Raw genomic sequence first — 26,826 nt, 5'->3', positions numbered from 1 at the left:
AATATATTACATAATCTCCATATTTTCACTACAAGACTATACTTTTTAACATTTCAAAGCTATAATGCTATATGGAAATTATATCTCCATATAACGGGGATCTGTATGAAGGACCTATTTGGCATCATGATGAAAAGGCACTTTTTTGGGTAGATATATTAAGAGGAACAATACATAGGTACGATTTAAAAGGATTCTACTCAGAAATTAGACTTCAAGATTACGTAAGTTCTATTTCTCCTACAATCTCTGGAGGTATAATAGCAACTAGTGGAAGGAGTTTTTTCATTGTTTCCTTTAATGACGGAAGCGTTAAAGAGATATATAAAGTCCAGGAATGGGATCAGAGAAATAGATTCAATGACGGAAAATGTGATGCAATGGGAAGATATTGGATAGGGACAATGAATTTGGAGGAAAAAGAACCAACAGCTGGGCTTTACGTTTTGGATACAGATATGAAGTTTAGACAAATCTTAGATAATGTAACTATATCCAACGGGTTAGCTTGGAATTCGGATAACTCGGTTCTATATTATATAGACTCTCCTACAAAGAAAGTGTTTTCATTTGATTTCGACATTAAAACAGGCAAGATTAGCGATAGAAAGACTATATCAGACTTGGCATCAGAACCTGGCGTACCAGATGGCATGACAATCGATTCAAGAGGTATGTTATGGGTCGCCCTATTTGGAGGGGGTAAAGTAGTGGTTATAGATCCTAAAAACGGGGATATTATAGACGAGGTTCCAGTACCTACACCAAACGTTACATCAGTAACTTTTGGAGGTCAAAATTTGTCCAGGTTATTTATAACTACTGCAAAAATTCATTTAACTAATCCAGATAAAAACGCTGGATATGTTTATTCTGAAAAAGTAAATGTTACCGGAACAAAGGTAAACATATGCGGTTTTTAAGTCCTAAGAACTATAGATAATTTCTCTTCTATCTTCTTGAGCCTATCTTTACCTTCTGGTAAAACGTTATCCCAGTTATCTAATATATAGTCAACTAGTGACTCAAGCTCTGTTATAACGTCTTCAATCCTCTTTTGCTTAGATACAAATTGAGTGGCCTCCCTTCCTTTATCTGTAATTCCATAATACTTTTTTGTCCCCTCACTTCTCACAACCTTGATTAAGCCCTCCGACTCTAAGTTTCTAATCATAGGATACACAGATCCGGGTGAGGGCCTCCATACTCCTAAGCTGTTCCTTTCAACTTCATCCATTATCTCGGCACCTGTCATAGGACCTTTCACGAGAAGTAGGTGTAGTATGATGTACCTAAGACCCCTACCGTAATTCACATGATAGCCATAATCTTTGAGATATAAAACTTTTATTACGCAGTTACGTCCTTACCCACTGAAGTATGGCACACCTCCTATGGGGTGGTTAACCCAATCTCGCCAAGTTCACGATAGACATAACAGGCGGCCATGGAGTTTGAGTTTTACGGACATTTATTGTGATGTCATTGAAACCCTTGAATTTCACCATATTCTGAACAAAGATCATCTTTCTCGTAAAACATTACATCTTCACCTGGATAGAGATAAGAAAACTCCTTTGTATTTTCACCCGTAGCAAGAACCTTTGATTCTCTTTACTCCTCTCTTTCTTAGCTTTCTCTCTAAACTTCACTTAAAAATATCTAAATAATACGGTATTATCTAGTACAGTTTACTAGATTAGAGTTTTAAAACTAAACTCTTTTAACTTTAAGCATACAAGAATTAAACATAGCATAACAAAATAGATATAGCTAAGCAAGATTTTTCTCTTCTATATATAAAGATTAACATTAAGAACCTTCATGTTACCTTATTTGGCTCCATTATATATATAAAGAATCTTAAAAATAGTATAGATTAATATCACGATAATGAAAAAGATTAAACAAGAATTTGGTCTATAATTTAAAATTATATCATATCTTCCATCTGTTTTAATGTTACTGTTAAACATTTCTGATGTTCATAATTCTTTTAAGGTATATGTCATTCTCATCTCTTAGACCTATATGGCAAAGAAAGAGAAGAAAGGCGCTAAGCAAGGAAGCCAATCCGGTCAACCAGCACAAAACAAATAAACAATAATGAAATCTAATTACCGATTGAAAGTTATAATATTTTTTATATTATCTTATACTTTTTTGGTATAAGATAGATAAATATTAGAATAGGAAATAAACCTTAATATTAAAGTGAAATAAAAATGCCTCATCATTAGATGTTAGCTCTTCAATTATATATAATAATTTTGATTTAAATCATAAGAAAATACTAAAACCCCTAAAACTTTTTATCCTCAACTATCAAGACTCTATTTCATGCTAGACATTGCCGTATTTCTAGCAGCATTAGCAATTAGCCTTCTTGAGTTGTCAGAAGCAAGCGCTGTGGCTGTAATATTTACAGGGATAACTAAAAACCTAAAACCCTACCTATATGCTATAGCCGGCATACTATTAGTACTGATGCCAGTATTCATATTTGGAAGATTAATTACACTTTTACCAATTAACTACGTTCTTATAGCCGCTTCTTTTATTTTAGCATATTTCGGTTATAGGATGATAAGAAGCGCCAGGAGATCTTTTAAGAAACTGAAGTGGAAAAGAAAAGACGAAAAAGAAGAGGGAATAATTACTGTATTCGTTGTTGGAGCAACAGAAGCGTTTGAGGCTGGACTAGTAATTATTGCACTAATTCCCCAAAGCTTTAGCTCAGCTTTATTAGGAACAATAACAGGTGCTGTTGCAGTAATTGGTCTTACTGCTGCGCTAAAATCAAGAATTATGAGAATCAGAGTTCCTCAATTGAAGTTCGTTCTCTCTGCCTTATTATTTGCGCTTGCTTCCACTTTCTTAGGTGAGGCTCTTATAGGGATAGACGAAATTTATTTAGTCGGATTCTTTTTAGGATTTCTCGGACTAAATTATGCTATAGTAAAGCTATAGATCACATCTTCGTTTAAACCGCTTAACTATTTAATTCTTATTATATTTTAGTGAAGACTAAATGGTTGAATTAAATGGCATTTTTACTCTCTTAGTATCCTTTGCTTCATTAGCATTTGCTTCCGAACTCTTAGCTATGGGAGCAGAAAAATTGGAGGATAAATTAGGTCAAGGCATTGCAGGAGGAATAGTCCTAGGTCTAATGACGGCATTACCAGAGACATTAATAGTAATTGAAGCGTCAGTTAAAGGTGAGTATCAGGTTGCCCTTGGATCAGCATTAGGAGGAAATGTCATTCTTTTTACTTTAGGAATAGGCCTTGTAGGTTTAACTCACTGGTCAAGATGGAAAGAAAACATAAAAATGACAGGCGATTACCAAGTAGAAAATAAATTTCTACTCTTAAGTACGGTTATAATGATCATAATAGTAATTTTTGAGAAATTGAATTTTATAACTTCAATCATAACCGGTGGGACTTATATAGCTTACTTTATATACAGATTAAAACAGGGTTACAAAGATAGCATAAAAAATAGTAAAGGATTACTTATTTCCAGCTTCGAAATAGGGGTTGGAGGAATAATAATAGTAATCGCCTCAAATTACTTTGTTACCTCTATTTCTTGTCTATCTAATTCATTAAGAGTTCCAGCAATTTGGTTATCGCTAGTCATTACCCCTATAGCAGCAGAACTAGAAGAAAAGATATCAGCTATAAGATTAACAATGAGAAGGAAGCAAGGAAGCTCCATTGCCCTAGTAAGCTTTATGGGAAGTAAAATAGAGAACTCTACTCTTCTTCTCGCAATTATTGGCGGTTTTACAAGTCTCAGCATGTTATCAAGTTTACCTGAATTGCTAGCTGCTATCATAGCGAACTTTATTGGGTTTTCTATACTCTATGATGGAAAACTTGGAAAATTAGAGTCAATAATCTTAGTCTTATCATACTTTGCCATGATATTTATCACTTTCATAGTATAAGCAAAGCCAGAACAATGGAAACTATAAGGATAATTACCGCAAATAAAGCGTTGGAAGCTGTTTTTGGTTGGAAAGAGTTTTTCGTTAGTTGTCTTTCATTTATAACGTAATTGTATAGTCCATAGGCTATTACCATCCCTCCCATCAATATCATTACCTCTCCGTAAGCTACAGAAGAGGAGGCATGAAACGAGGACTGTGAACCTGATGTCTCAATCTTTAGCAACTGAAGAAATATAGCGAATTTAGCTATGACGAACCCAAATCCTATAAGAGCTATACCTGTCCTTATCCAAGCTAGAAAAGTTCTTTCATTAGCAAAATGATCGGAAGGAGAACCCATAAAGAAAAAAATGGAATTTATCTTATAAATACCTCTTCAGAACAGTTAGAGGATTCGTTATATTCGCGGTCAGTAAAGTTTCCTCAGGACTATGCCCAAAAGCGAAGGCCATTAATTGAGTAAAGTAAACTAAAGGCATTCTTAAATTTTCACCGTATTTTTCAGCAATCTTATTCATATTTGTCTCTATCGCTACATGGCCTAATGGGCAATCGGTTATCAGTAGATCTGCTCCATTTCTCTTAGCCTCCTTGAGTATTCTGGCCTCTAGATGTATTGACGTAGGAGCATCTGAGTACACATGAGGCCCTCCACAGCACATAGTCTTTGCCTCGAACGGAACTACTTCAGCACCTAACGCTTCTAATAATTCATCCATGAAATGCGGCCTCTCAGGATCGTCCTTGATTTTCATATATCCAGTTAGTGTATAGGCTTTCGGTCTGTTGTATAAACATCCATAATAAGGAGCTACCTTAAGTCCAGTTAGAGGTCTCTTTACTTTAGCCTTAACCCCTTCAGGACCTATAGCATTATAGATAAATTCAGTAACATGAATCATTAATAATTGCTCATCATACTTTTGGACTCCCATCTTTTCTAGGTATGCATTAACTTTTTCGTTAAGTTTGGGATATCTAGACATAAAGTACTGTGTCCTCGACAAAGAGTAATGGCAACCAGGACAAGCGGACATAACAGCATTTGCGCCCATTTGTCTAGCTAGAGCTAAATTTCGAGCTGGAAGAAGCAACCCAGCCATCGTATTAACGTTCTTTACTTCAAGAGCTCCACAACAATTATAATCCTCAATCTTCTCATACTCTAGGCCTAAATCTTGTGTGACTAGCTTTATCGATACTTCGTAAGATCTTCCTAAACCGTCTAAAGCACAACCCGGATAAAATGCTACTTTACCATACGGATTCATCATTCTGGTACCACCTCCTCCTTCATAGCTTCTTCAAGGACAGACTTTACCTTATCCCAATCTTTTACCCTATTAGGTTTCATAACTTCCATAACCAGACCAGATCTAAGGAGAGCTCCTCCCATAGATACTAAATCCTTTAAGCTAAGGGTCACAAATCCTGCTTTTGCTGAGGCTGCCCCTAAGGTTAATTCGCTTATTCTTCCACCGTTCTTCATTACAGTATCAAGGAATAAATCATCAAATACTGTACCTGGATCTTTCTTTACAAGTCCATGCTTTAGCATGTAATTATGAATAGAGTGAACTACTTCCTCAACTAATACACCCTTTGGACATCTATGTGTGCATTTCTGGCAGGAAACACATCTCCATAAACTATCCTGAAGTTCTATTAACGACTGCTTATCTCCTTTCCTTGCAAGATCTATAAACCTCCTAGGGCTGTAGTTTGCATCGTATTCCCTCATTGTACATCCAGAAGTACAAGTACCACATTGCCAGCAAAGGCTTATTGTAGCTCCTTCTACAGTATTAGCTATTTCATCCCAGACCGTTGGATCGTATCCCGTCTGTGTTCTTTCTATCATGAAAGCGTTCCAGGTTCCATCAAGTTCTACTCCATCTACTACTACTTTATCTTTTTCAATTAAACCTTTTATTATGGGTTTTTCAAGTTCAGGAATTGGCAAGACGGATCACCTTTAGATATGGTTTTAGCCCCAAAACTAGGGCTGTAGTTGTGAGGTGAGTTGGTACCAACCCAGCTGCTCTTTTATCTACAGCTAGGTGAGTAGTGTAATCTAAATACCTCACATACGAATAAACAAGAAAAATGGAAACTAAATAATAATTCGGGTAGTTACCGGCTCCAAAAACTTCAAGCACCTTCTTTAATTCATCTATTGCAGCAAATAGCTCACTAGGATTACTTATCTTTACATCATCCTTAAGAGAATAATTTATAGAACCCGTTCCTCTTTCTTTATTCCATATCCATCTAGTCCATAAAGGAAACTTCTCCGGATGTAGAAAGTGAATAGTCTCCTTAGCCATATCTTCTATATCTGCTCTTTCTGCGCCCCTTATATTATTAGCAAAAAAATCTACAGCCTCGAAATAATCTATATCTTTACCCTTAAGATGATCAAGTGCTTCCCCTATCTTTGGAAGGGGAGTAGAGGAAATAACGGAGGAAAAGTGTTTTTTCATGTAAAATACGGAATCAAAAAACTTCCTAGCGTCCTCCTGAGTTGCTATTTCAAGATTTCTTAAATCAGAGGACTTTAGATCCATTGCTCTCAAGATCGTCTGAAGAGCTTTTTTAGCGTCCCCAGACGCAGTATTATTTACATCAACATCTAACATTGCATTAAAAATTTCTCTAACATAATCAACGTTTAAAAAAACTAGACTAATGCTTTACCACCTCAACGGCTTTGCCAAAACTCGACTCATCCCAAATGCCCTTAGTTACATATTCATATGCCTTCATAGCTGCAGCATATCCCTCAGTTATAGAGTCGGATATCGTCTTAGGTCCAGTAAGTGCCCCTGCTAAGAATATACCCTTCCTAGTAGATTGAACAGGTAGTCTATCTGGATCTGATGGTCTAATAAATCCATGCTCCTCAAATTGAAGTCCTAAGGCTTTAGCGACTTGCTTTGAACCTAAACCTACTTCCATTCCATTAGCTAAAATTACCATATCGTACGGAACAACTAGAGCCCTGTTAAGGTTCATTGTATCCTCACCTTTTATGATTACAGTATCGTTAGGACCTCTCATAAACTCTGAAATTCTTCCTCTAATGTAACCAACTCTATACTCAAGCTGTGACTTCCAGTATAGCTTATCTTCCATTAATCCGTACGTCCTTATATCCATGTAATATATATGGACAACTGCGTCAGGTATTCTCTCTTTAATTTCCATAGCCTGCTTAACTGAAACTGCGCAACATACTCTTGAACAATAAGTGTTTCCTACAGTAGCATCTCTAGAACCTACACAAAGTAAAATAGCCACTCTCTTAGGAGGTGTTCCCTTAGTTGTTACCAACTTATTTTCTGATAGCATTCTCTCTATATCTGAGATCTGATAGATATTTGGAACTATACCATAACCGTACTCATATTTTCTCCTAGAATCAAAGTGCTCGAAACCGGAGGCTGCAATAATAGCGTTAACCTTTTCACTCGTAACTTTTCCTGTTTTGTCCTTTATGTTAACTACAAATCCATTTCCTTCCTCTTTAGCACCTTCTACTATACTCTCCATATAGAACTTTACGTTCTTAGATTCCTGCACTGATTTCACTAAAGGATCTATTACCTCAGTAGCTGGTCTAAGTTCAGGGAAAAGCAGACTATACTTTAACTTTTTAGGAGTTCCCCCCAAGTAGGATTCTCTTTCTACCAGAATTACGTTAAAACCCATGTTTGTTAATTCCTTAGTTGCTGAAAGGCCAGCTGGACCAGAACCTATAACCATTACTCTTTCTCCTGCCAAACTTCCACCCTCACATAAATTAAATAAAATTAATTAAAAAGATTTGCTTAACTTGTTTTTTGATTTGCACCTTTATCTCCCTTATACCACTTTACTCTTTCTGGTACTGATAAGTAGAAGTCTATCTTTCTATGTGGAGTGTAAAGATACTGTGGTTCTGTCTTACCTTCTCTTATATCAGCTAGGTACTGTATAAATTTCTCCTTATAATCATCAACTGGTACACCTATCTTTCTTAGGAATCCTTCTACATCAGTTGCATGCCAGTGTATCTGAGCTATCGTGTACGGATCAGCTCCCATTGCAATGGCTGCGAACTGTGCATCGGCTAGAACTGGTAAATTATAGTTAAATCCTTGAGCTTTTCCAGCCCACTGACTCTTATCCAAAGTTGTCACACATCCTGTATCAGATGTAACGAACACGTCAGCATGACCCTCTTCTACTGCTGGAATTACCTTCTTGAATAGAGCAAAACTTCTAGAAAACTCTCTTTCAGTTAATATATGCCTAAAGCCGAAACCACAGCAATCCCACCATGTTGAGTAGTCAACTAATTTTGCTCCAAAGTTCTGAACTGTACCAGAAGGAGCTGCAGGTCTTCTGCCTTGGAATACATCTGGATCGTAAATTGTATCCTCTGGGACTAACTTATAAACGTGACACGGGGTATGAACAGCGGCATTAACCTTGCTCAGATCGTACTTTTTCTGCTGTACGGCCTTCTTGCTCATCGTATATAACCACTCAGAATAGTGCACCACCTCTTCAGGAACGACTATATCCATATCCATTTTCCTCATTATGGGCCTTAATTTATCCCTAATCTCCTTATGCAAAACTATCATATTTCTGATTTCCTTATAGTGGCCAAATGAAGTCCCACAATGAATTAATGGATAGTAATCAATCTCGTAGGCCCTCCACATGTTCCTTACATAAACTCCAGCTAGAGCAACTGGGTTAGAGGCACCAGAGGCATGATAGTTCCAACCAGTACACGAAGTCTGATGGGGTTCGTCCATGTAGTCTATCTCCATTTTGTTCATCATCCAAAAGACTGAAGTAGGATATCCGGGAATATGACCACACTGCCCACAACTCTTATGTTGCCATAACTTATTGGTTGGAATTACCTTAGGAGTGCCATTTAAGCTTTGCATCTTCACGGGATTATTATAAGGCTTTATATGATGTACGATTATCTCCCCTTCATCTTCGAGCTTGTATAGCTCTTCCTTAACGTGTTGTAAACCGTGAGGAGTGCTATATCTGTAAATAATTCTTTGATAAACCTCATTCCAGTCAACGTTATCTGCCATTGGGAAGGCTTCCTTAACGCCTTCTTCTATTTTTTTGTTAACTTCTTGTTCTGTACTCATGTTTTCAACCTTTGTTAAATCTATACGTTAAAAAGGAATAAAAACTTTACTTATTAAACATTTTATGGAAGCATCAATATTTTTGGGAAAAGTATAGAAAGATCGAAAAAATATTAAAAAATAAATTTAGATTATAAATCTAACCAGCTATCTGGCAATTCGTTCTCGTTAAGTTCGTGTTTTTCCCACTTTTCCTTGATCTCCTCTAACTGGCTCTTTCTATCTTGATAGATATCTTCAATCATATCATAAAGGTCAGGATCTACTTTCTTTATTGAGTCCATTACTCCAGACTCAAACATTATTGTCATCATTTCAACAGCTGTTTGAAGAGATGGATGCCAACCAATGTCAGTCCTCTGCATAAGATCTACAGGGATCGACTTCCTATAGACGTCCATGTTCTTTGATTCCTCAACAGCTTGTGGACCCCAGTCAGGGAACGCTTCGGGTTGGATCATGTCTGGAGTAACTTGGTTACCCATTGTCATTACAGTATATAGTACTCTTCTGTAAGGAGCTAAAATCTCCTTAGCTGACTCTAACGCAAACTGAACTGAGTACTCCCTTAAAACCATGATTAGTCCAGCAATCTCATTATTGAAAGGACATCTCATAGAACAAGTATAGCATTGTACACATGCCCAAACCTTCTTGTTTACGAATTCCCATATCTTGTCTGCCTCGTCTCTCATCATATATTGTATCATTTCTCTGGGTCCAAAATCGTAAAACTTAGCTGCTGGACATCCTGATGTGCAAACTCCACAGTTTAAGCAACCCCTTAAATATTCGTCAAATCTAAAGTCAGACTTTACGGCTTGCCAAAACTTTACTGCAGTCTCTCTATCTTCCGGTTTTAAACTAGATAAATTCCTTTCTTCTTCACTAACAGCCCCTTGTTCTTCGTATGCCATATCCATAAACCTTGGATCGTCTGGTAATTCAAGTACAGACCTAGTTGCCATTTTTTTACCCATGAACATATGGAAAAGCGAGCTTATAAATATTTTGTTAAAAAAAATCTAAAATTAAATAAGTTATTTGACTCTTTTAATGACTACCTTAAGTACACCGCCCTGCTGTTCAACATTTACTATCTCATTTCCTGTCCTTCTAGCCCAGGCCTCTAGATCAGGCTTTGCAGCTGGGTCAGTAGCGTAAACTTCTATTGCCTCTCCTACATTTACTTGCTTTATTGCCTTAGCGGTCTCTAATACTGGACCAGGGCAGTACATCCCCTTTAGATCTAGAGTTTTAACTATTCTTAATTGGGACATTTAGATCACCTCAAATAAATAGAGTAGTACCTCCTTCTGCTCTATCAAGAAATGTGGCTACTCCTACCACATCATCTACAAATTCAGCTAAATCTTCTTTCTTTACTCCAAAGAACTCCATAGTTGTTGAACATGCGTAAACTTTGACTTCTCCAACTTCCTTTGCTTCCATAACTAATTGGTTCCACATTGGAAACTTCATTTCTTGCATTCTTGACATCATCATGGGGCCCATTTGCTCGTAGTTCTTGTCAATTGATGGAACACTTTGCATTGCTTTCTTCGTAATTGAATTTAGACCCCAGAAAGTAAAGAAGAGATTTACTTCATATCCAGCAGCTGCTGCTCCAGAAGCCAATATCCCAACAGGCATTAACTTATCTATCGTCCCAGAAAATACTATTATAGAAAGTTTTTTCTGTGCCAATTTCGCACCCTTTATATTGTTTCTCTCAAAAATATTTAAGCTTTACGGTATTCATTTATTTTTTAGAAAAAGTTATAAAAATCAAGTAAGGGTATCTAACATCGAAAAAGAGCTAAAAAGAAACATACTTAAAACTACGTAATATTTAGACTTAATCATTTTTATCATTCGTGTATTAAGAATGTTTTGACCTTTTATTTTCCACACAACGTTATGATTTTCATGCCTTATTAGGTTCATCTGAGATTATGCTAGTTTTCGTTCAACATAACCTTTATTCTGTTAAATTAAGGGGTTTTCGTTACGACATTATATTTGATAAAAAATATAAGTAAGCATATTTAAAATAAAGATGATCAAACATGAGTCAGGCACAAGCTGAGCAAGATACTGAAGAACAAAAGAAGAAAGTCCTAATAGTCGTAACACATGGACCTGAAGATCTTGATAGAACATACGCACCTCTATTTATGGCTTCAATATCGGCTTCAATGGAATACGAGACTTCAGTATTCTTTATGATAAAGGGGCCATTATTACTCTCAAAGAAGTGGCAAGAAGATGAGAGAAAGAAAGAGGGGGGAAATCCATTTATACACTTCTTCGATATGGCTAAAGATAATGGCGTTAAGATGTACGTTTGTGTACAGAGCCTAAAGGATATGTGCCACATGAATGAGAACGAAGTAGTAGATGGAGTAGAACTAGTAGGTGGATCTACCCTCATAGACCTCACTATGGACGCTGATAGAACGCTATTCTTCTGATGCATAATGAAATATGACTATGTAGTGATTGGCGGAGGATCAGCAGGTTACGTTGCAGGAAGCGTTTTAGCTAGAAAGAAAGCGAAAACACTAGTAATAGAAAAGGAAAAGTTTGGAGGAGTATGCGTAAACGCAGGATGTGTTCCAAGTATTTTTCTTTCAGATATATCTTTTATTTTATCTAGATTTCAAGAAATTGGGAATTATAAGGGATTAAGCGTAAGCGTAGAAAATGGAAACTTCTTCAAGAAGAGAGATGAGATAGTAGAGTATTTGTCATCAGCTGGAAGAAAACTAGTTGAAGATGCTGGAAGTGAAGTTGAACTAGGCGAAGCAAAAATTTCAGGAGGAGAAATATTAGTTAATGAAAAGAAAATTGAGTTTAATAGACTAATACTCGCGTCTGGTTCTATTCCAAATCCCCCCAGAATAAGGGGAATTGAAAATGCAATTAGTGAAGATGAAGCGGTAAATCTTCACTCGGTTCCAGAATCTATGGTAGTTATAGGGGGAGGATATGCTGGAGTCGAAATTGCACAATTCTTCGCCCGATTAGGATCTAAAGTTAGCCTTCTGACAAGAGGAAAGATAATAAGCGAACTAGATAGTGAGGCTAGGAGCATCCTGCTTGACTCGCTTGAATGGGATGGTATTGAAGTTATAGAAGGGTGTTGTATAAGATCAATTGAAGGAGAAAAGGTTCTTACAGATAAGGGAGAGTTTAGAGGAGAGATTGTAGTTTACGCAACAGGTAGAAGACCTAACCTGCCTGTAGGTATAGGCGAATTAGGCTTAGAAATTAGAGAAGATGGTATAGTAGCTAATCAGGAAATGAGGACGTCTAATCCTAAAATTCTTGTAGCGGGAGATGTGGTTAATAGAAGGAAAAAAGTTGCTCATGTTGCTATGCTAGAAGGAATTATTTCTTCCTTAAATGCGATGGGTGGGAACTATACTATTGATTACCTTCACGTTCCACAAGTAATATATACCGATCCTCAGATAGCAGTAGCGGGAGATAAGGGACGAGCCATTAAGATCTCAAAGTTCCCCCTGACCGCATCTACAAGAGCACTAATCCGAGGAGAAAGGGAAGGCTATGCAAAGATAGGCATAGATTGTGATGGAAAAATTGTTTACGGAGAAGTAGTAGCGGATACGGCTGAAGATTTAATAAACTTGATCTCTCTTGCTATTAGGGCAAAAATGACGTGCGAGGAAATTGCCTTTTCTGCATTAACGCATCCATCCCTTTCAGAAGCTATAGAAAACGCTTGCAGATCATTCTTTAACTTGGATGTAGATAGATTTAAGGGGATGAAGGATTAACCTTGAGGAACTAATAGAAAAAAAGAACTTCAAGCTGGTAAAGGATAAAGATAAGGAAAGGATCGTAATGGACGATTACTGTTTTTACGTAATAGGAAATTCAATTATCTTACCTATCCCACTACCAACTGGAAATGAGAGTCTAGACGATCTTGTAGGAATGGGAGTAAAATATAGCAGAGCCTCCAGAATAGCTCAAGGTTTAGGTTCGCCTTTACAATACAGAATAAACGGCGATGTTGTGGAAGTTATAAAGGATTTTTCGAACATGGATGAACTAGTTGAGAAACTAAGTAAAGCTCTAGAAGGAATAGAAAGCTTGAGGTACTTTATATGAGCTACGATTATATTATCAAACAATACTTACAAGTTATATCAAATATTTCTATTGTCCAATGTAAAGCAAACGAAATAACAGATCAACTTAAAGAAAAAATAGAAATAGAAAATATTGACTCCTGTAATAAACCTTTTATAAAGGTGAATAAGGGAAAGAGAACGTATTTTACATATTATGGTGTGCCAACAATGAATGAGTTATGGCCTTTCCTAAACGCATTAGCAAGAATTAGTCAAGAAATAACTCAACTGGACGAAAAGGAAAGAGAACTAGCTACACAAATTTCTGGAAATATTAAACTATTTGTAACTCCAGATTGTACTAAGTGTCCTATTACAGCCGAACTCCTTTATCAGCTCCCACTAATAAATGATAAAGTAGTTCTAGAGATTATAGATGTAGAAACCTACCTAGAACTGAGAGAAAAATTTAGAGTTATGAGCGTACCTAAAATAGTATTAGATGATAAAAAAGAGCTCCCTGGAGGCTTTCCACCTCATATTCTGCTGAAAATGCTTGCTAAATCATCAGAACCTTAATCCCTTCTTTTTCAGCTGCCTTTTTAACATTCTCATCTGAAGTTACAAGAACAGAATTTAGCTCTCTAGCAACAAGAATTGCTTCAGATTCTGGCATATCGAGTCCTTCAATTGGTCGAAAGTTATGTGAAAATGCCCTTACTTTAATTCCTCTATCAAGTATTGAATCTATATCGATCCCCCTGCTTAAGGCATAAGAAACCCCATATGTAGTGATGTAAAAAGTAAAGCCTGAGAGTTCTCCCATAATTTTAGAAATTTTGGGAAACGCACTTGGAGAGATTACCGCATACATCGTAAATTTATTTAACTTTAACTATATAAGTAAGATAGATAGTTATGTCGCAAACAGATCCTTTAGAAGAGATTTTAAAAAATGAGAACCTAGAGAAAATATCTGAGTTAATTAAAACTCTCCCAACTATTGAAAAACTTACAAATAAATTGAGTGAGCTTGACAAGAGAGGAGAACTTGACTTACTTCTTGACCTTGCTGACCAAAGTTTATCTATACTTGATGCTGTGCAGAAGGCTGATTTAATAAACGCTATTATCTCGTTTGGAATGGATCAGTTACCAAAGATTCAAGCTCTTTGGCCTCTTTTAGAGAAGCTAACTAGCGAGAAAACTCTTAACATAATACAAAAAATTGATATAGATAATACGTTAAACGCATTGGATGCCTTAACTCCAATAATGCAGAAGATGACTAGTGAGAAGGCGCTCTCTATTCTTCAAAAAATAGACATGGATGCTACTCTTACTGCAGTAGAAAAACTTACTCCAATAATGCAGAAGATGACTAGTGAGAAAACTCTAAAAATCTTAGAGGGAGTAGACTTAGATACTCTCCTCTCTACTGCGGAAAAGATGACACCAGTACTAAACAGGATGGCAACAACACTTGACGAGATGCAAAAGAAGGGTCAAATTGATCAGCTAATGAACCTAATGGTACAAGGTATAGACTTGCTTGATGCTGTGCAGAAGGCTGATTTAATAAACGCTATTATCTCGTTTGGAATGGATCAGTTACCAAAGATTCAAGCTCTTTGGCCTCTTTTAGAGAAGCTAACTAGCGAGAAAACTCTTAACATAATACAAAAAATTGATATAGATAATACGTTAAACGCATTGGATGCCTTAACTCCAATAATGCAGAAGATGACTAGTGAGAGAACAATAAAGCTCTTACAGCAGTTAGACTTAGATAGCTTGCTCTCCGCAATGGAGGTAGGTATACCAGTAATGCAGAAGATGCTGAACGAAAAGACAATAAAAATGATATCTCAAATGGACATTGACTCGATGATGGGAATGATGGATAAAGTTGCTGAACTTCAAAGAAGCGGAGCGCTAGATAGAATGATGAAGCTCTTAGATATAATGGCTGATCCACAACTAGTAGATTCAATGGCTATGCTAATGGAGAAGATGTCTAAAATGATGAAGTTATGGACTAGTGAGCTAGGAAACGTTAAGCCTGCTGGTGGAGCTGTATTAAGATTAGCAGGATTCCCGCAAGATCAGGACACAAGAATGGGACTTGGAATCGCTTTCTCTCTTCTACAAGCAATGGGTAAAGCCTTCAAAGAATAATGTCTTTACAACGTCTTTTGTTTTTTTAATATCTTCATTTTTACTCTGCGTTGGTTTTTCATCCCTTTTATTTACTCCTTGTAAACCATATAAGAACGATATCATACATAGAGAGGAGTATGGACCATAACCCCCTCCACCATAAGACAACACCTTTGCATTCAACCTTTTTCTTAATCTTTCCACTCTAATCCCAAGATTTAAGTAAGAATTTGTAGTTAAATTCAAAGACTTTAAATTATCGTTTCTGTGCCCATCAACTCCAGCAATTACAACTAAGTATTCAGGAGAGTATTCATATACCAGATCCAACATTCTTAACGCGTATTCGAAGGAATCGTCTCCGGAATCCAGCGGTAAACCAACATTAAAGTTTAAACAACGACCTTTACCTTCTCCCCTCTCCTCTAACCTGCCAGTTCCTGGAAAGAACTTACCATCATATCCAAAAATATTTACCTTTAACACTGGATCTCGATATAATATTTCCTGTAAACCGTTCCCGTGATGCGCATCGACGTCAATTATTGCTACTCTCTTTCCTTCCTTTAATAAGGTCTTAACGCCTAATGCAACATCATTTATTGGACAAAAGCCCATTGCTCTATCCGGAAGGCTATGATGAAAACCACCAAGCGGTATATATACTTTTTCTAAGAATTTTAGATATTTTATCCCTGTAAAAGTAGAACCTAAAACAAGAAGAATATCGCTAAACATACCAGGATAATGAACAGTGTCCCCTCCGTCTAAAAACCCTATAAACTCCTCATTGCTTACCTCCTTCAATTTTTCCACGTAAGACACTGTGTGAACTTCTAGGATATCATCCTCATTAGCCTCCTCCGGCTTTATGATAATAATTCGAGGCACATTGTCTAACATCTCTTTAAACTTCTTTATTCTCTGCATAGATATATCCCTTATCATAGGATGCGAGAAGGAGATCTTGTTAAACCTTTCGTCCCATATAACTCCCAATAATTCTCCAGACATTTACTACATCTCCTTCTTTATATTTACTACTGATGAAAAACCTTATTCTAGGTTTTCCTCCCCAACTAAGAATACTCTCAAATATTGGTTTTCCGTAAACTGGTTCTCCAGCTAATACCTTAAATGAAGGACCAAATTCCCAGTTTTCTACGAGTCCTTGAATAGCTTCTACGATAGTATAATTCTTTCCAATTTTTGAAACATAAAATGGAATTCCCAATATACTTATCTCTTTGCTAATTATCTCTTTACCTATTATCCCTGCATAACCAGCGTAAAGAAGAGAGGCATTAAGGATTCCGCCACAACAACCTAAACCATGAAGTTCTCCAGCTTCAGCGTACTTAGAGAACTCTACATCAAAATAAAACTCACTTACATTAACTACTATAGCTGAAGCTTCCTCATCATACTTCTTAATTCTTGGTAGTTCTATTGGTATACCTTCTATATGAGCATGAGGAAAATCACCTCCTGTATATGGATTCTCAAGAAATTTTCCCACAAAGCTTCCAATCTTAACTTCTTCTCCCTCCTTAACTTCTGGTTCAACGTGAAGGAGTTTCAATTTTCCTTGTGGTGTATCCATGTAAATGACATAGTCGTAATTTACCTTAGCGAACTTATTAGGTCTGCCTATTTTCACCTTGATGATTTTCTCAACTTTTCCTTCAATAGGAGAGAGAAAATTTTCCATATCTGGAGAAGAAACATCTATGGCATTACCTCTTACATGGGAGGGAAATCCAGAAGAGAAAAAACTAATCAGAGTTCCTCTCCTTAAATGTAACATCTAGTTAGTAAACCTCCTAATTAAACCTTCTAACTTACTTGCCTTAATTGCCGAAATGGTTTCCCTCCTATTAGGATACCAAGGAATATTTCTTAATCTTCCTCCAGGCCTTTCATTTGAGTAAGGCCTATTGCATCCTGGACATCCGCTTGTCATAAACGCTGGGGACAAGTCTTCTAATGCTAAATCATTTGGAATATCAATATCGATCAACTTACCTTCTTGATCGAATACAAATGAACTTGACATCACTATATCATTCTCTATTAACCATCTAGCTAACTGCATCCTCCTATAAACGTCGAGTGGAACAGGCTTCTTTTTCTCCATAGGCGTCTGCTGTTCCGGATAAAAGGCAAATAAGCTAATTTTAGCACCTCTACTATGAGCATATTCCATAATTTCTACAGCCTCTTTTTCAGTTTCCCCTAAGCCTATAATTAGATGAATTCCTGCATTCATTTTTCCAAATACATCAACTGCCTCATCGATGGCTTGAACGTATCTTTCCCACCTATGCATACTTCTAACTTTCTTTCCTCTAGTTTCATCAAAGACTCTCTTACTTGCCGCATCTATTGCAACATCTATCATATTTGCCCCAGCCTTTCTCATCTCTTCCATGTGAGTCTTAAAAGTATATGTAGCGGTAACTAGTTCAGAGATTTGTAACTCAATTCCACTTTCCCTTATTCTTCTTGTTATTTCTATAGCGTCTGGTGAAGCCCTAGGATGAGCTAGTTCTCCTACGCATATCCTCTGTAATCCATATCGCGTATCTCCTTGCCTTTCCTTTATTCTTAAGATTACATCATCAAGTTTCCTTAGAGGCCATTCCACTCTTATTAGAGTCTTGCATTCAGGCCCTTGAGATACTTCCCTGGCTTGACCACAATAGACACAATTTGCTTTACAACCATCTGGATAATACTGTAGGAGGTTTATAGTTGTATTTAATGCTCCTTTTAGAAATACTCCGGGGCTGAAACCTAAAACCATATCTGCCCCAAAGCTTAGCCTTACCCACTCAGGGCTACTTATTACTTCTGAACTTCGAATCATGTGGACACCCGTGAGAGAAAGTCTAGGACAATGTTTCCACAACACGCGTTACTCAAAAGGATTTCCCTTTTTCCCTTTGCGTATTCAATAGTCTCTTCCTCAGGAAAAGCTATACCGTCTACTTCATTATCTACTGCAAATTGCTCAACTTTCAAATATCTCCTTCCTCTTGGTCTAGCGCACCCTAACATAACTGGAACATCAAAATTATTCCTAGCTCTTGATAAACCTTCTATCATATGATCTGGTTCTGGAGGTGAAAATAAACTGTAAGACGTTTCTGGCATGGGCATTAAACCAACTATTATAATAGCGTCAGGATTAACTTCACTAAGTAGAGAAATCGCGTGTAAATCGCCCTCTTTCCCTTTCTTACTCAATCCCATTATTACGTGCGGGACTACCTTCATCCCCTCAGATTTAAGATATTTAAATGAATTTAAATAGTCGCTAACAGTGAAAGGTTGGCCAAGAACTTTTCTAATCGTTTCATCATCTCCTACCATATCTAGTAGAGCTATTTTTACTCCAGCTTCCTTGAACTTTCTAGCTATCTCTCTATTCTTGACAATTCCTGTATGAGCAATTATTGTAAGGTTTTTGGAAAATCTCTTCAAAATTTCAGAGTATTTCCATATCGGTACATCTCCTCTTGGCGTTGAACCACCTGAAATTATTATACCTCCCTTTTTTGATGCTTCCTCAAGTTCCTTAGCGAACTTCTCATCCGTAGAACCGTCTGCCATACCTTCTAGAACTCTTCTACCACAATGCTTACAGTTAAACGCACAAGAAGTGCCTGTAACCGAAATAGCATTCCATCCAGCACTGGAAGATAGGTAATCTGTTTCATATTTCTTCAATGCTGGTGCATAAAAATATATTGGTTTCATCTTATTGCTTCCTCCACTAAATTCACTAAGCCTTCCTTTGGTATTCCAATGATTTTTATCCCGTTATACCAATCCTCGATTTCTTTCTTTACTTCATCCGATTTACTCCACTTAAGCCTTGATTCAAGGTCAAATATTGCTCTTCTAGGCTCAACAAAGAAATCCCCCGTTATCAATATTGACTCTATGAGATTCCCAGACTTTTTAACTTGAACCTTTACTAATCCTCCAGGAAACTTCTTTTGGACGAATCTAATATCTCCATTAAGAGATTTTCTCAGATCGTATATCCATGAAGGAGATGAGTACTTCACCTTTAAGTTAGATATCTCTTCTATTTCCTTTTGATTATATTCTCCATCCTCTAGATCAACACTTAAAACATGAGAGAACGATTTTCTTGCTAAACTAATTAATTGTTGCATTTCAATTTTCTTCCCAATTTCCCTATTTATCCATGTAACCCTCTCTTTAAAATCACTTATTACCTTATCCCTAATTTTTTCTGAGCTAAGCTTAAGGACAGACACCATAGAATCAACGTCAAAATCAAGGAGAATGGTACCGGTTATAGCCATATATTGACCAAAGGAAAAAGCGCCTATTCCTGAAATTTTCCTTCCATTAACTTCAACGTCGTTCTTAGGTCTAAACCTTGCTTTAACTCCCAATTGTTCTAGAGCTTCAATAACTCCGTTTCCCATCTTCCTCATTGCTTCCTCTGGAGTATACCCAACCAAAGAAGAGTTAGTGTAGATTTCCCATCCGAGCTGTTCGGGACCCATAATAATGGTTCCACCTCCAGTAGGTCTCCTACCAATTTCCCATCCTCTTCTCCTGACCTCATCTATATTTACTTCGTCCTCTACAGCTTGGTGATAACCTAGGAGAACTGAAGTAGGATCAAATATCACAAACCTGAGAATAGGATCTGAACCTGAAGAGACAGAATCTAAAAGTGCTTCTTCTCCAGCTAATATTTTCGCTTGATCGCCTGTCTCAACCATAAATCTAAAAGTTTGCATCGAAATATAATGAAATTAATAATATAAAAAAATTACTTTTATATTGTTTAAGACATACATAAGTCAGTAATAAAGAATGATATTTCTTTTGACGTGAAATTTAAAAGTTTAAAGTAACTATAAGTAGTAGGAATTGTTATAATTTCTAGTAGTAACAAATAATTTAATAAATGGTAACAAACGTAATGCATGACGTTAAATATAAGCGATATATTGTTAGTTATATTTCTTGGATTAAGTCACGGTCTTGATCCGGATCATGTTGCCACAGCTAGAATGATGAAGAGGAAAGGAAGTATTCTTAAATTTTCTCTATTTCACTCAGCAGGTTTTCTAATTATAGCATTACCTCTTAGTTTAGTCGTAACAATCGAGAGCATAAAACAAATAATCTTAGCCGGATCCTTTATTATAGGTATAGGTATAGGAGGTCTTCTTCTCTTTTCAGCAGTTATGGAAAAGGAATTTGATCTAGAGCCTAAAATAGGGATTTTACAAGGATCTTTAGTATTAACTCCATCAAAAATCTTGGCAATTCTTATTGCGATAAATGCAGGGGAGATTTTTTTATCCGTCTTTGTCCTCGCAATTTTCGTTATAACATCGACCCTGTCTATAGCATTGTTAGCTTTTCTAAACCTTATACCAAGGAAAGTTTCACGAATATTTAATATAGGAATCGCAATATTTACTATAATATTTCTAACATATCAATTAATTTTTCTTATAAGCTGAACTATATAAGTGACGTCCTCACCGTTTGTCCCTAAAGGGTACCTTGGGGTCATTTAGTGCATTTCAAGATACCCTCTAGGGACTTTCTCCTCACCCACACCTTCATCAATAGCACAGCTACTTCCAGTGTGAGATCACAGGGCATCGGGATCAACGGCACGGAACCCTTTAGACATCACCCCACACCTTTGTGCAGTGCACAGCATCACTGTGGGACTCATCATAAAAATTTCTTAAAACACATTTAAAAACCATTTGTTACCCTAGAACAAGAAACAGTTTCACGACCCCATTGGGTGCATCCCACTCAGGAGGAGATTACGAGTAGCGGTTTCACTACCTCGCCACACTCTGTTATGTCTGCGAGGGACATAACAGGTGGCTCCTCCAAGGAGCAGATCTTCACGTCTAGGAAGTAATAGCGGATATCGTTGAGGGTTTTCTCCTTCTCCTCTTTCTTCATAAAACGAAGCTTTAGTAGATTGGATTGAGAAAAGAGAGAGAATAGTATCATTCAATTTAAGCTTACCATTGTTTTCCCATGTTATCAGAACTGTTAACATCCCTATCAGTCGTGTAACCACATCTAGGGCAAACAAAATCACGCACATCTGGTGGCGCTTTAGGTAAACGGTAACCACACTTAGAGCACGTCCTTGACGTGTCCTTCTCATCTAAGCCCTGAATTAAAGGGTTAGGAAAACAGTAAGGTTAGATATATTGAGTTGGGTCAATTAACCCCAGTGCCTTAAAAGCTAGCTTTCTATGAAGACATTGCGAGCACTTACCGCAGTGCTTCTCATGACCTAAAAGACAAGAATATGTTTTAGCCGGATCCATACCATGAGATATACCAATTTTAAGTAACAGAGACTTTCCAAGATTTATATACGGCGTATTAACTTCTATTCCCATAACTTCGCCAAGCCTCTTCAATTCTCTGATTATATTAGGTTTGTTTGTCTCGTAATCACATTCCTCATTTACTGTGGCTAGGATTACTTTGTCATATCCCTTCTCCTTCGCGTAGGTTATCGCTATTGCAAGAAGGATTACGTTTCTATGAACTATAGGTTCATGGGGTCTCATCCAGTAACCTTCTGCAAAAAAATCACCTAACTTTTTAATGTCTAATTCTATGACTCTCTTCCCTAACTTTCCACAATTCTCTTTTACATACCTTCTTTGCATTTTTGCAGATCTTTGACCATAGTCTAAAAATAGACAGTCATAATCTCTCTCCTTAATCGAGAAAGCAACAGCAGTTGAATCAAGTCCTCCTGACATGAGCAAAAGGCTTCTCATGATTTTAAATTCATAAAACTAAAAATAAGTTCATGGCAACAATCGAAAATGAGGCAAAAAAACTAGCTGCGACTTATGCCAGATGGCTCAGATTACCGGAGGATGCACTATTCGGAAGGAATGGAGAAGGACCAATTAGAAAAATGTATAAAAAGATAAATGAAGCGAAAAATAAAGACGATATACGAGAAATACTAAACATATCGCAATACGAAATGCAAAGACAAACCTTTAACGACTTGACTAGATTTGCCAATGAACTACTTTCAAAGATAGGGCAAATGTCTGACGAAGATGCCTTAAAGTTTACGAAGGAAGTATTCAAATATTTTCAGATAGATCTAGCAACTAAGATTGAAAATATAAGAAGTGGTAATTGGGCTTAAAACCTTTTTTGCTAAAATTAACAAAGATTTATATATACGTTTTTACCATATATAACATGATATAGTATGGAAGTCCAAAAACTAAAGGTTAGGTTACCTTCAGGGAAAGAAGTTGGACTTGTTGAAGCTTTAGGTTTTTGCTACGATGTCTCAGATACAGATTTTCAAGTACTATTAACCCTAACTTCTGGAGGACCGAAAACAGAAGATGAACTATCAGCTTCACTTAAGCTCAGCAAGGCTTCGGTTAACAGATCTGTGAATAAACTGATCTCAATAGGATTTATAGAGAGAGCTAAAGATCAAAATTCTAAAGGAGGGAGGCCAAGATACATCTATAAGTCTATTGATCCCGAACTTATGGTGTCTAAGATTGGAAAGGACTTCGAATACTGCGCTAAATTGTTTGGAGATTTAGCCCATGTTGAAATTAAGAATCCTGAGACTGGCATTTCACGATGAACTTTGCAGGGTTTTGCATAAAGGCAAGTTGACATATCTCTGTATCAAAATAGTAAACGATATCTCCATTTTTTTGCCTATAAGGAGAACATTCCGCTTCAAAAAGTCTGCTACAAACAGGGCATATAACTTTCATACTTTCTAATGAATACCCAAACTTTTTTAATTTTCCTATTTTCATTTAAAGCTATGGAAGAGCTTAATTTGGTTGATATGGAGTGTCCTGAGCCTTTCTTAAAAACGGCTGCAAAACTTATGACAATGAAAAAAGGGTCTATTAAGGTAGTCTTTAAAGATCCAAAATGCGATGATATGATAATGGAAGCTCTTAAACTAATGGAATGCAAAATCATCTCTCATGTTGAAAAAAATGGAATATTCGAAATAGTAATAGAAAAAGAAGATAAGAAAACTAATAATGAGAAAGTTGATGAAAAACTTGGGTTAGGAAATTGCTGACAAAATCTTGTTAGCGCAATCCTTAAGATCTTTACTTACTTTATCCCAGACAGTGCTTTCTACCGCATATAGAAATTTAGGTCTACCTATTTTCTTTTCATCTATTTTTATCCGTTGAACTAATCCAAGCTCTATTAATTTCTTTAGACTGCTTTCAACAGTAGTCTTACTAAAGTTCATTTCACTAGCTAATTCTGTCGAAGTTACAGCTCTACCCATATCAGCTAACTTGAATAGACAATCTACATCTGTTTCAGATATCTTATAACAGCACTTTATACTCTCTTTCTTGTTTTTTAGATCAAAGACTACTTCCATATAAGAATAAATGTAAAAAGAAATTTAAAACCTTTTCCTTTTTCTTAGAAGTAGCTTATCTTTATCATAAAAATTACTAACGTTTAATAATTATATTCTGGACTAATCCCCTAGGAATAAATACCGTTAAACCATCTTTTAGAACAAACACGCAATCAATAGATTAGCTAATTATTTAAGTCTATTTATAACCCAGTACTTATACAATCTCTTCCCCATAACCTTCCTAATCCTTCCCTTATGATTTTTAAATATTCTTCTGAAGGCTTCATATTTTTGTCCTTAATATCATATACATACGTTGAAGCAAAGTAAACCTTTCCTTCTTCATCCTTTACCTTAACAATGTCTCTGATATACTTGACCAAGTGCTCTTCTGCTTTATCAAGAACGCTTAATTCATCCTCAAGTACAACATAAATATATCCGCATACCTTTGCTTCATGTTCTTCCTTTAGGTTTGCGCAGTAGCCATACTTACACTTAACATTAAATATTAACCTATATCCATCTAAATATCCCTTTAATTGTGCTAATATGTTCTTTACTCCTCTTTCCTTCAAAATTTCCAAGTTTGTATTCTCAGCATATGCAAAGTAATTCGTTAGGACAGGCATCCCGCTCCATCTACTATAATCGCCTGACTCGATTTCCTTAAATCCTGCATTATATTGATTATATTTATACATATAGACATTATCTAAATAGAACCTTCTCTTTTGATCAAAGAATACTGTAGTTTTCTCTCTAACATAAAGATCATCTGGTTTTCCTCTGTAGTCTTCAACTTCGTCCAGTAACATAAGTAGCTGTTCATCAATATCATAAACTTCTCCCCAAACTATTCCATCTCCTCTAATTATTCCAGGATAATTACCAAGATCTAACATCTTATAGCCCTCTATGAAGCCTAATCCAACAAGCCTCTTATCTTTTAATAGATGATGTAGTTCGTACCCATATCTGAGACTCCCATATACAAAGATATACATTTACTCTCCCTCTATAAATTGAAACCATAAGTCTAATTCTTCTTCGCTCATTTTTCTTATTACACGATCTCCTTCTAAGACTTTAGCCTCAATAAAGGTTAAACCGTTATTGTCTTTACCCAAAATTATTTCTATAGACCTATTCCCTCCTTCTTCTGTAGTACCCGAGGCCTCGCCTATTGACGGCGCAAAATAGAATATAGTAATTAGATCTTTGCTTTCATGTATGGAATAGTTAGGCATGCTCCTTAATTTATCTAATGTAGAGTATGATATCCTCATCCATCTATTTTTTCTTAACAACTAGCTTTAATTCTTGCATGCCAATAACTACTATCTCGTCGCCAGCAACTATTGTATCTGATGAGGTAGCTTTCCAATACTCACCATTAACAATCACATATCCCGTTTTAGATGGTCCTATATCTTCTATAGCTTTTCCTACTTTTCCTACGTATTCATAAAGGCTCCTTTTTCTAGTCTTTATAATAACGTACGTAATCCTATATGATAAAAAACCAAGGAGCGCAATTGAGGGAATATCAACAATCGGATCTGAAATATAACCTGTAATAACTAGAATTATTATTAATACGATCAATACAATTATGGGTATAACTACAGGATGTGCCACAATTTTATATTAAGTCGTGACAATTTTAATCTTATGAGAAAGTGGTTGAGGTTCATTTTAATATTGTTTATCGTCTTTCCGCTAGCATCTAGTTTTCTAGTATCTTCTCAAACTACTTTAGCTTATCCAACTGGACTCGCATATTTTCCACTTACATCGATAATTTACACTAACTTCGTGGAAGGAAAGATATACGTTTCAAATATGACTATAGGAAACTCATTCCTCCCCAATGGTCAACTAATATCTAGGCATAACGCTTCTCTTCAACTAAACGCTATGATAGACGGTCGATTTTGGGCACAGAACGTCGCGCTAATGCATCAAATAAGCAGAGACGAGTTCGAGATAACAATGGTGGTTAATTTCTGGAATTTGACAGGTCCTTTTACTTCAATTGTAAAAAATACCACAACTTATCAAGGTCTAGGAGTTTATTGTTATCAAGGTCCGACTTTTACTCTAAAGACACCCTTTACTCTTTTCATCTTTATGAACGCTTCTAATGGATTATCTTTTGGTTTTACCACTAATGGAGTGAAAAGAGTTTACCTAGAGTTGCCTCATTTTGGAAACTTCCAAATAGGTGGACTGTCCTTAGCTGGAATACCTAATGACTTAGAATTCGTTTTAGGAGGACCGGGTGGAGGTAGTGAGGTCCATATGAGTCTAAATGGTTCTGAAAATCTTTACTATTGGAATAATGGATTGAAGATAGTTCCTCAAGCCTTTTCTGTTGGTCTAGATACAGCTGAATCGGCTTATGGCATTTCAGTTACAGGTAACTTCACAAACATCTTAAAGCCAAGTGCTAAATTAGTTCCCGGAACTAATTCGCCAGCCATAGTTTGGCCAATTCCTCCAACTATAACAATAAATAATACACATGAAGGAGAGATTGTAAAAGCGTTTATCAATGGACAGCCTTTACAAGGGCAGGAAATTGAGTTACTATCGATCTCTGACAACCCCACATCAAGCCCTCCATTTACGAAGGTAATTGCTATTAACTTTACGAATCTACAAGGGGCAACTTTCTTTAATGTGTCTTCTGGGACATATATAGCATATTTTCCAGGAAACTTCAGCTTATCCTCATCCTATGCTATAACCTCACCTGTGTTAAGTACAATAGTGTCCTCGATAACTCACGGATATAATTCGCTAGTAAAGTTTATTACCACTTACAACTTTAAAAAGTCATTATCCTCCAGTTTTAACAATGTTAAGTATAAATCTAGTGGAGTTAGCATAAACTACTTAATCTTAGAATACATTGGGGCCTTTGCCATAGGTATTGTAATTTCAGCTGTTCTTATAAAATACAAGCTTTAAAAATCTAAAATACATATTATAATA

Annotated in this window: 36 protein-coding genes; 13 read left to right on the top strand and 23 right to left on the bottom strand. The window is 36.4% G+C overall.

What is annotated here, in order from left to right; genetic code table 11:
* The first annotated feature begins 77 nt into the window (after nucleotides 1-77).
* On the top strand, nucleotides 78-923 hold the full coding sequence (locus tag CM19_RS06270; RefSeq protein WP_371810341.1) for an SMP-30/gluconolactonase/LRE family protein: 846 nt from the start codon (nucleotides 78-80) through the stop codon (nucleotides 921-923).
* Here CM19_RS06270 and CM19_RS06265 read toward each other — a convergent pair.
* Nucleotides 920-1,315: a PadR family transcriptional regulator gene (locus CM19_RS06265; protein ID WP_048099559.1), complete on the bottom strand. Its 396-nt coding sequence runs from the start codon at nucleotides 1,313-1,315 to the stop codon at nucleotides 920-922. The two genes, CM19_RS06270 and CM19_RS06265, sit on opposite strands and share 4 nt — an antisense overlap.
* A gap of 1,025 nt (nucleotides 1,316-2,340) precedes the next feature.
* On the opposite strand from CM19_RS06265, the gene CM19_RS06260 reads away from it, so the two are divergent.
* Nucleotides 2,341-2,970, top strand: coding sequence for a membrane protein (locus tag CM19_RS06260; RefSeq protein ID WP_048099558.1), 630 nt, complete (start codon nucleotides 2,341-2,343; stop codon nucleotides 2,968-2,970).
* A gap of 61 nt (nucleotides 2,971-3,031) precedes the next feature.
* Entirely contained in the window at nucleotides 3,032-3,958 is a 927-nt protein-coding gene (locus tag CM19_RS06255; protein ID WP_048099557.1) for a sodium:calcium antiporter, read from the top strand.
* Here the strand turns inward: CM19_RS06255 and CM19_RS06250 are convergent.
* The 9 genes from CM19_RS06250 to CM19_RS06210 all read right to left on the bottom strand — a co-directional run bounded on the left by CM19_RS06250 (nucleotide 3,948) and on the right by CM19_RS06210 (nucleotide 10,833).
* The gene (locus CM19_RS06250) at nucleotides 3,948-4,301 is read right to left on the bottom strand and encodes a YidH family protein (protein WP_048099556.1); all 354 of its coding nucleotides are present in this window, start codon (nucleotides 4,299-4,301) and stop codon (nucleotides 3,948-3,950) included. The two genes, CM19_RS06255 and CM19_RS06250, sit on opposite strands and share 11 nt — an antisense overlap.
* 22 nt (nucleotides 4,302-4,323) lie before the next feature.
* Nucleotides 4,324-5,235, bottom strand: coding sequence for a CoB--CoM heterodisulfide reductase iron-sulfur subunit B family protein (locus tag CM19_RS06245; RefSeq protein WP_048099555.1), 912 nt, complete (start codon nucleotides 5,233-5,235; stop codon nucleotides 4,324-4,326).
* On the bottom strand, nucleotides 5,232-5,924 hold the full coding sequence (locus CM19_RS06240; RefSeq protein ID WP_048099554.1) for a 4Fe-4S dicluster domain-containing protein: 693 nt from the start codon (nucleotides 5,922-5,924) through the stop codon (nucleotides 5,232-5,234). Before CM19_RS06240 ends, CM19_RS06245 begins: the two co-directional genes overlap by 4 nt.
* Entirely contained in the window at nucleotides 5,911-6,600 is a 690-nt protein-coding gene (locus tag CM19_RS06235) for a hypothetical protein (RefSeq protein ID WP_048099553.1), read from the bottom strand. Before CM19_RS06235 ends, CM19_RS06240 begins: the two co-directional genes overlap by 14 nt.
* A 46-nt stretch (nucleotides 6,601-6,646) precedes the next feature.
* Nucleotides 6,647-7,726, bottom strand: a complete 1,080-nt coding sequence (locus tag CM19_RS06230) for an FAD-dependent oxidoreductase (RefSeq protein WP_371810364.1) — start codon at nucleotides 7,724-7,726, stop codon at nucleotides 6,647-6,649.
* 65 nt (nucleotides 7,727-7,791) lie between these two features.
* A complete protein-coding gene (locus CM19_RS06225; RefSeq protein WP_048099551.1) occupies nucleotides 7,792-9,126 on the bottom strand; it encodes a CoB--CoM heterodisulfide reductase iron-sulfur subunit B family protein in 1,335 nt (444 codons plus the stop codon).
* Between the two features lie 131 nt (nucleotides 9,127-9,257).
* Nucleotides 9,258-10,094 carry a 4Fe-4S dicluster domain-containing protein gene (locus CM19_RS06220; RefSeq protein WP_048099652.1) on the bottom strand — a complete coding sequence of 279 codons (837 nt, stop codon included), beginning with the start codon at nucleotides 10,092-10,094 and terminating at the stop codon, nucleotides 9,258-9,260.
* 72 nt (nucleotides 10,095-10,166) lie between these two features.
* Complete coding sequence (locus tag CM19_RS06215) at nucleotides 10,167-10,406, bottom strand: sulfurtransferase TusA family protein (RefSeq protein ID WP_048099550.1); 240 nt, start codon at nucleotides 10,404-10,406, stop codon at nucleotides 10,167-10,169.
* A gap of 10 nt (nucleotides 10,407-10,416) precedes the next feature.
* Nucleotides 10,417-10,833 (bottom strand): DsrE/DsrF/DrsH-like family protein, encoded by a 417-nt coding sequence (locus CM19_RS06210; protein WP_048099549.1) that lies wholly within the window; start codon nucleotides 10,831-10,833, stop codon nucleotides 10,417-10,419.
* Between the two features lie 362 nt (nucleotides 10,834-11,195).
* Here CM19_RS06210 and CM19_RS06205 point away from each other — a divergent pair, with 362 nt between their 5' ends.
* From CM19_RS06205 to CM19_RS06190, 4 genes are read left to right on the top strand one after another with little or no spacing between them, the layout of a single operon-like run.
* Nucleotides 11,196-11,600 (top strand): DsrE family protein, encoded by a 405-nt coding sequence (locus CM19_RS06205; RefSeq protein ID WP_048099548.1) that lies wholly within the window; start codon nucleotides 11,196-11,198, stop codon nucleotides 11,598-11,600.
* Between the two features lie 6 nt (nucleotides 11,601-11,606).
* Entirely contained in the window at nucleotides 11,607-12,929 is a 1,323-nt protein-coding gene (locus tag CM19_RS06200; protein ID WP_048099547.1) for a dihydrolipoyl dehydrogenase family protein, read from the top strand.
* Nucleotides 12,925-13,266 carry a hypothetical protein gene (locus CM19_RS06195; protein WP_048099546.1) on the top strand — a complete coding sequence of 114 codons (342 nt, stop codon included), beginning with the start codon at nucleotides 12,925-12,927 and terminating at the stop codon, nucleotides 13,264-13,266. The genes CM19_RS06200 and CM19_RS06195 overlap by 5 nt, the downstream gene beginning before the upstream one ends.
* Complete coding sequence (locus CM19_RS06190; protein ID WP_048099545.1) at nucleotides 13,263-13,808, top strand: thioredoxin family protein; 546 nt, start codon at nucleotides 13,263-13,265, stop codon at nucleotides 13,806-13,808. Before CM19_RS06195 ends, CM19_RS06190 begins: the two co-directional genes overlap by 4 nt.
* Here the strand turns inward: CM19_RS06190 and CM19_RS06185 are convergent.
* Nucleotides 13,789-14,103 (bottom strand): PIN domain-containing protein, encoded by a 315-nt coding sequence (locus CM19_RS06185; RefSeq protein WP_048099544.1) that lies wholly within the window; start codon nucleotides 14,101-14,103, stop codon nucleotides 13,789-13,791. The two genes, CM19_RS06190 and CM19_RS06185, sit on opposite strands and share 20 nt — an antisense overlap.
* A 44-nt stretch (nucleotides 14,104-14,147) precedes the next feature.
* On the opposite strand from CM19_RS06185, the gene CM19_RS06180 reads away from it, so the two are divergent.
* Nucleotides 14,148-15,407 carry a helical membrane plugin domain-containing protein gene (locus tag CM19_RS06180; RefSeq protein WP_476695732.1) on the top strand — a complete coding sequence of 420 codons (1,260 nt, stop codon included), beginning with the start codon at nucleotides 14,148-14,150 and terminating at the stop codon, nucleotides 15,405-15,407.
* Here CM19_RS06180 and CM19_RS06175 read toward each other — a convergent pair.
* Genes CM19_RS06175 through CM19_RS06155 form a run of 5 tightly spaced genes read right to left on the bottom strand, consistent with a single transcriptional unit; the run spans nucleotide 15,375 to nucleotide 20,176 of the window.
* On the bottom strand, nucleotides 15,375-16,403 hold the full coding sequence (locus tag CM19_RS06175) for a histone deacetylase family protein (RefSeq protein ID WP_048099542.1): 1,029 nt from the start codon (nucleotides 16,401-16,403) through the stop codon (nucleotides 15,375-15,377). The two genes, CM19_RS06180 and CM19_RS06175, sit on opposite strands and share 33 nt — an antisense overlap.
* Nucleotides 16,360-17,196 carry a DUF8155 domain-containing protein gene (locus tag CM19_RS06170; protein ID WP_048099541.1) on the bottom strand — a complete coding sequence of 279 codons (837 nt, stop codon included), beginning with the start codon at nucleotides 17,194-17,196 and terminating at the stop codon, nucleotides 16,360-16,362. The genes CM19_RS06175 and CM19_RS06170 overlap by 44 nt, the downstream gene beginning before the upstream one ends.
* Complete coding sequence (locus CM19_RS06165) at nucleotides 17,197-18,258, bottom strand: radical SAM protein (RefSeq protein ID WP_048099540.1); 1,062 nt, start codon at nucleotides 18,256-18,258, stop codon at nucleotides 17,197-17,199.
* Nucleotides 18,255-19,151 (bottom strand): radical SAM protein, encoded by an 897-nt coding sequence (locus tag CM19_RS06160; RefSeq protein WP_048099539.1) that lies wholly within the window; start codon nucleotides 19,149-19,151, stop codon nucleotides 18,255-18,257. Before CM19_RS06160 ends, CM19_RS06165 begins: the two co-directional genes overlap by 4 nt.
* Nucleotides 19,148-20,176, bottom strand: a complete 1,029-nt coding sequence (locus CM19_RS06155) for a lipoyl protein ligase domain-containing protein (RefSeq protein ID WP_048099538.1) — start codon at nucleotides 20,174-20,176, stop codon at nucleotides 19,148-19,150. The genes CM19_RS06160 and CM19_RS06155 overlap by 4 nt, the downstream gene beginning before the upstream one ends.
* 189 nt (nucleotides 20,177-20,365) lie before the next feature.
* Here CM19_RS06155 and CM19_RS06150 point away from each other — a divergent pair, with 189 nt between their 5' ends.
* Nucleotides 20,366-20,911: a hypothetical protein gene (locus tag CM19_RS06150; protein ID WP_048099537.1), complete on the top strand. Its 546-nt coding sequence runs from the start codon at nucleotides 20,366-20,368 to the stop codon at nucleotides 20,909-20,911.
* A 307-nt stretch (nucleotides 20,912-21,218) separates the two neighbouring features.
* On the opposite strand, the gene CM19_RS13095 is transcribed toward CM19_RS06150, so the two are convergent.
* The 3 genes from CM19_RS13095 to CM19_RS06140 form a co-directional block, all read right to left on the bottom strand.
* Nucleotides 21,219-21,374 carry a hypothetical protein gene (locus CM19_RS13095; RefSeq protein WP_160164872.1) on the bottom strand — a complete coding sequence of 52 codons (156 nt, stop codon included), beginning with the start codon at nucleotides 21,372-21,374 and terminating at the stop codon, nucleotides 21,219-21,221.
* A gap of 62 nt (nucleotides 21,375-21,436) precedes the next feature.
* Nucleotides 21,437-21,598 (bottom strand): zinc ribbon domain-containing protein, encoded by a 162-nt coding sequence (locus CM19_RS13535; protein WP_081801224.1) that lies wholly within the window; start codon nucleotides 21,596-21,598, stop codon nucleotides 21,437-21,439.
* A 24-nt stretch (nucleotides 21,599-21,622) separates the two neighbouring features.
* Entirely contained in the window at nucleotides 21,623-22,216 is a 594-nt protein-coding gene (locus CM19_RS06140) for a 7-cyano-7-deazaguanine synthase (protein WP_048099535.1), read from the bottom strand.
* Nucleotides 22,217-22,248: 32 nt separating this feature from the next.
* On the opposite strand from CM19_RS06140, the gene CM19_RS06135 reads away from it, so the two are divergent.
* From CM19_RS06135 to CM19_RS06125, 3 genes are all read left to right on the top strand, one after another.
* The gene (locus CM19_RS06135) at nucleotides 22,249-22,602 is read left to right on the top strand and encodes a hypothetical protein (protein ID WP_048099534.1); all 354 of its coding nucleotides are present in this window, start codon (nucleotides 22,249-22,251) and stop codon (nucleotides 22,600-22,602) included.
* 66 nt (nucleotides 22,603-22,668) lie between these two features.
* Entirely contained in the window at nucleotides 22,669-23,064 is a 396-nt protein-coding gene (gene lrs14, locus CM19_RS06130) for an Lrs14 family HTH-type transcriptional regulator (protein WP_048099533.1), read from the top strand.
* Between the two features lie 189 nt (nucleotides 23,065-23,253).
* Entirely contained in the window at nucleotides 23,254-23,523 is a 270-nt protein-coding gene (locus CM19_RS06125) for a sulfurtransferase TusA family protein (RefSeq protein ID WP_048099651.1), read from the top strand.
* Here the strand turns inward: CM19_RS06125 and lrs14 (CM19_RS06120) are convergent.
* The 4 genes from lrs14 (CM19_RS06120) to CM19_RS06105 all read right to left on the bottom strand — a co-directional run bounded on the left by lrs14 (CM19_RS06120) (nucleotide 23,509) and on the right by CM19_RS06105 (nucleotide 25,467).
* Nucleotides 23,509-23,841, bottom strand: coding sequence for an Lrs14 family HTH-type transcriptional regulator (gene lrs14, locus CM19_RS06120; RefSeq protein WP_048099532.1), 333 nt, complete (start codon nucleotides 23,839-23,841; stop codon nucleotides 23,509-23,511). The two genes, CM19_RS06125 and lrs14 (CM19_RS06120), sit on opposite strands and share 15 nt — an antisense overlap.
* 185 nt (nucleotides 23,842-24,026) lie before the next feature.
* Entirely contained in the window at nucleotides 24,027-24,833 is an 807-nt protein-coding gene (locus tag CM19_RS06115; RefSeq protein WP_048099531.1) for a gamma-glutamylcyclotransferase family protein, read from the bottom strand.
* Entirely contained in the window at nucleotides 24,834-25,115 is a 282-nt protein-coding gene (locus CM19_RS06110) for a hypothetical protein (RefSeq protein ID WP_048099530.1), read from the bottom strand.
* Between the two features lie 4 nt (nucleotides 25,116-25,119).
* Nucleotides 25,120-25,467 (bottom strand): NfeD family protein, encoded by a 348-nt coding sequence (locus CM19_RS06105; RefSeq protein ID WP_048099529.1) that lies wholly within the window; start codon nucleotides 25,465-25,467, stop codon nucleotides 25,120-25,122.
* Nucleotides 25,468-25,500: 33 nt separating this feature from the next.
* On the opposite strand from CM19_RS06105, the gene CM19_RS06100 reads away from it, so the two are divergent.
* A complete protein-coding gene (locus tag CM19_RS06100) occupies nucleotides 25,501-26,802 on the top strand; it encodes a thermopsin family protease (RefSeq protein WP_048099528.1) in 1,302 nt (433 codons plus the stop codon).
* Nucleotides 26,803-26,826: the final 24 nt, after the last annotated feature.

The organism is Candidatus Acidianus copahuensis, assembly GCF_000632495.1.
GTDB lineage: Archaea > Thermoproteota > Thermoprotei_A > Sulfolobales > Sulfolobaceae > Acidianus > Acidianus copahuensis.
Note: the sequence above shows the minus strand (reverse complement) of the source record. Positions and strands in the feature narration are given on the sequence as shown.